The organism is Variovorax sp. P4_D9 (assembly GCF_056401695.1).
In genome coordinates this window covers 1-4,261 of record NZ_JBFUIU010000751.1, presented here as the reverse complement: position 1 = coordinate 4,261, position 4,261 = coordinate 1, and the positions used below count along the sequence as shown (strand labels likewise).

The 4,261-nt window shown below is 74.1% G+C and carries 2 protein-coding genes and 1 pseudogene; all 3 read left to right on the top strand.

From position 1 onward, the window contains the following. A pseudogene (locus tag AC1DY5_RS44325) lies at nucleotides 1-2,080 on the top strand (hypothetical protein); the annotation flags it as partial. Between the two features lie 8 nt (nucleotides 2,081-2,088). Next, nucleotides 2,089-3,630: a hypothetical protein gene (locus tag AC1DY5_RS44320; protein WP_478120763.1), complete on the top strand. Its 1,542-nt coding sequence runs from the start codon at nucleotides 2,089-2,091 to the stop codon at nucleotides 3,628-3,630. After that, on the top strand, nucleotides 3,627-4,261 hold a 635-nt coding region (locus tag AC1DY5_RS44315; protein WP_478120762.1), incomplete at its 3' end, for a hypothetical protein. The genes AC1DY5_RS44320 and AC1DY5_RS44315, both read left to right, overlap by 4 nt.

Genomic DNA, 4,261 nt, shown 5'->3' with positions numbered 1-4,261 from the left:
GGCCAGTGCGGCGGCGGCCACCACCACCGGCGAGCGGGCCGGCAGCCTGCTGGCTGCGCCGCTCGCCATCCGCATCGACACCGGCGTGATCTCGGTCGGCGGCAGCGTCGGCAGCCGGATCGGCAGCGGCGTGATCGGCACCACGCTGGGCGACACGGCAACGGTCAAGGTGCCGATCTCGACCGGACTGGCCGGCAGCATCGGCAGCAGGGCCGAGCTGTTCGACAAGCGCGCGCTCGGCGACATCCAGGTGATCGGCGTCGGCGGCGGCAAGGCCGCGCCCCCGTCGCCTTCCGACGTCGCCAACGCCGACCCGCTGACTGGCAGCGCCTTCATCCGCACCACCACCATCGCCAAGCGGCTCGAAGACCCGAAGTCGAAGGAGGCGCGCGACTACGCCACCTCTTCGCGCTACGAGGCGGTGCTCTCGCTGGTTCGGCTGGCCGACACGCTGACCGCGGAGGATGGCGGTGTCACGCCGGGCCTGTTCCAGGACGTGTCGATGCKCGGGCTCGAGGGCGACACCTTCCTCGACGACCTGACGCCGCCGGAGGGTGGGCCGCCGCCGCTCGAACGGCCCTTCACCGACTTCCTCGTCAAGCGGCCGCTGCTCGGCGCCCTGCTCAAGGTGCCGACGCGGCTGCCGGCCGGCCAGACCACCGGCGATCCGGACGAGGGCGCGATGTTCTCCGACAGCACCGACCTGTCCGATCACGTGGTGGCGCTGATGCGCAAGATGGAAGGCCGCATCAAGCTCTACCGCGATGCGATCAGCGTCTGCAACGCCGCGTCCACCGGCGTGCGGACCGCACTGGCCGCGGTCGGCACGCGGCTGGTCAGCGTCGCCGACGAACTGGCCGAGGCCCGCTACGACGTCAGCGTCGCGCGCTCGCTGTTGGCCGAGGAGACAGAGCGGCTCGATGCGGTCAATGCGAACCGCATCCGGGTGCTGGCCGACGAGGTCAAGTTCCTGGCCTTCGTGCGGCCGCGGGAGGTCGAGAATCTGCTGGCCACGCCGACCCATTCGGTCGACCCCGGCCTGCTCGAGGCGCCGGTGCCGGCCTGCCTGCGCGCGCATCCCGACGTGCCCGACGAGATCGCCGACATGATGCGCGTGGTGCGCGAGGCACCGGCCAACTGGTTCGTCGCCGCGCCGCCGATCCTGCGGCGCCTCGACCGCTCGGAGCCCCTGCTGCGCATGGTGCAGGTGGCCAAGACCCGCGCGCTGTCGGGCTTGGCGACGCCGATCGTCGCCGCCGCCGCGGGCGTGACCAAGATCAGCCAGGCCATCGCCAGTGTCGCGACGCGGCAGGCGCAGGCGCTGGCGCCGCGCATCACGGCTATGCAGGCGCTCGACCTCGCGGCGCTCTCCGGCCTCACCTGGCAGGGACAGCGCGTGCAGGCCGAGCAGGTGGTGTCCTTCGCCGATTTGGCCGATGGCGGCCATGGCCGCGCCGACGTCGCGCGCAGCGCCGCCGACGAGCTCGAGAATATCCGCAGCATCGCGGTCTGCCTGCACGCCGAGTTCTCGGCCGTGCTGCCGGTGTTGCGGCTGCAGTGGGCCGAGACGCTGTCGGAGTTCGACGCGGCGCCGAACCTGCGCAACCTCGCGAGCCTGCCGCGCTGGTCGGAGATCGCCTTCGAGGACCGCAGGCAGATGCAGTCCTACGTCGACTGGCTGTTCAGCCAGATCGAGCCCGGCAAGCCCGATGCGTTGGCGCTGGTCAACGACGTGGTGCGCATGTGCCTGCTGCTCGCGAGCCATGCGCCGGTCGACCGCATCATCACCGGCCGCCTGGCGCGCCCGATGCCGGCGGTGGCCGTCGGCACCCGCATCCCGCTGCTGGCGATCGACGCCTCGAAGCTGCGGGTCGGCATGCAGGCCGTGGCCTACCGTGGCGAGCAGGTGGTGGCGCGGGCGCTGGTGGAGGACATCGGCCACGCCGAGATCTCGGCGCGGGTGGTGCAGACGATGGCGGTGCAGGTCGATCTGGGGACCGACGTGCGGATCCATTTCGACGACGGCGCGATGCTGAGCATGAAGACCGCCAGCGCCAAGCGCACGCTGTTCGGACGTTGAGCCTGGCCATGCCCTCGCCGGAACGTCACGCCCGTCGCCTTCGGCTCGTGGCCGGCAGCGAGGAGGCCGCGCGCGGCGCGGTGCTGCGGCTCGAGGACGCGCTGCGCTGCGCCAGCCTGCCCGATGCCGGCGCCCGGCTGCTGCTGGTGCGGCGACTGGCGCTGGGCCGGCTGCCCCGGCAGGCCTCGTCGCAAACGATCGCCCGCGTGATCGAGGCCCGCTTCGCCGACAGCGCCGTGGTGTGGACGGATGGCGCGGGCGCCGATGCAGCGGCCGCCGAGCACGTGGTGTTCCGCAGCGCTTGGCATGCGCGTATCGCTCTCACGCGACGGCTGCTGCAGGGCAGGGGATGCACCGCCTGGTACTGGCCCCTGGCGGTGGCGGAATTCCGCGTCGGCGCCAGCGCCGGCGACAACCTCCGCGCCATTGCGCGCGCCGTGGCCCGTACCGGCGAGGCGGCGGTGGCGCTGCCGGCGTGGGCACTGCATGCGACGCAGGGCGGCGGCGCGCGGAGGCTGGCGGCGATGGTGCCGCCGGCCCTGGGCGACGCGCTGCTGCGCGAGTCGGGGTTGAAGCGCCGGGAGGCGGCGCCGGGCGTCGTCGCGGCCGGTCTCGGGCCCTCGGAGTTCCGCTTGCCGCCATGGCTCGAATGCTTGCTGCGGGCGGCCGCGGGCGCATCGAACGCGGGCCAACGGCCGCCGGCCTCGACTGCTTCTCCGACCGGGCCGGTCGCGCCGGCCGCGCCGGACCCGCCGCCGGCAGCCGCCGTCGCCGCCGGCACTGCGCCCGTCCCTGCTGTGGACACCCCGAGCGCGCGGCGCGGTGCGCGGCCTTTGCCGGGGGCGAGAGGTCGGCGCCTTGCGCGATCCCCCGATGCGTCCGCGCTGATATCCGCATCGCTTCCCGCCCCGGCGCCGGGTGAGCCGGGCGCATCTCCGGGCCGCGTGATGATCACGCGTTCCCGGGCCAGATCGACGAGCGCCTGCTGCGATGCCGTGCCCACCGCTTGCGGCGGCCTGCTGTTCCTGTTGCCGGTGCTGGCGCGACTGGGCCTGCCGCGCTGGGCCGAGGCGGCCTCGGCCGACCCGGCCGACTGGACCTGCGCGGTTCTCGCGGCCGCGCTCGAACGGCTCGACGCACCGGTCGACGACCCGATGTGGCAACTGGTCGCGCGCGCTGCGCCGCCGTGCCGCATCGAAGCGGACGCGCCTGCCGTGTGGCGCAACCTGCTGGCGGCGCCGCGCGGCGCGCCATCCCTGCCGCTGGTGCAGGCGTTGACGACCGCGGCGAGCGCGAGCGCGCAGGCCGGCCTGTGGCTCACCGCGGTGCGCCGCTGGCTGCGTCGCGGGGCGCACATCGGGCTGGCGAGCCTGGTGCTGCGCCCCGGCCGGCTGAGCCTCACGCCGACCCATGTCGACGTGCATTTCCGTCTCGCGGCCATCGATCTGCGCGTGCGGCGCATCGGCCTCGACATCGATCCGGGCTGGCTGCCATGGTTCGGCCGCGTGGTCGCCTATCACTACCGGGACGCTTCGGCGTCATCGTCGTGAACGCGCCCGAGCCATTGCCGACCTGCGCCGCGCTGCGTCTGCCGCTGCATTCGCTCGTGCTCGCCGTGCTGGCCGATGCCGATTCGCCGGGCGCCGAGCCGGACTGGCTGCGCGCGCAGGTCGTTACCGCCGACGGCGCGACGCTTGCCGACTGGCTGCGCACGCCGCCCGAGGCGGACGAGCGCCTGCATGCGCTGGCCGGCGCCTTCGGTCTCTGCGAGGCCGAGTGCATCGCTGTCGCGCTGGCGGCGGCGGTCGAATCCGACCCGATGCTGGGCCGCGTGCTGGCATGGCTGCAGTCGCCGGCCGGCATGGCGCGGCCGACCATCGGGCTGGTACTGACGCTGGCAGCGCAGCTGGGCTTGCCCGATGCGCTTGCGGCGCTGGTCGATGGCCCGGCGCGAAGCTGCGGCCTGCTGGTGGTCGACGACGACAAGCGCCCGGTGCCCGAACAGGCCCTGCAGGTGCCGGTGCCCACGGTGCTCGCCCTGCGYGGCGCGGGCGGCGCGCGCGGCCTGTGGCCGGGCGTCGATGTGCAGGTCGATCGCGGCTTGGCGGTGGCGGCGCAGGTAGTCGGCCACCGCCGCCGCAAGAACCTCCTGGCCGAGCGGCCGGGCGATCAGGTTCGGTT

Excerpts from the sequence above, each read along its gene's own strand:
- AC1DY5_RS44320 (WP_478120763.1), top strand. The coding sequence starts at position 2,089 with ATGCCCTCGCCGGAACGTCACGCCCGTCGCCTTCGGCTCGTGGCCGGC.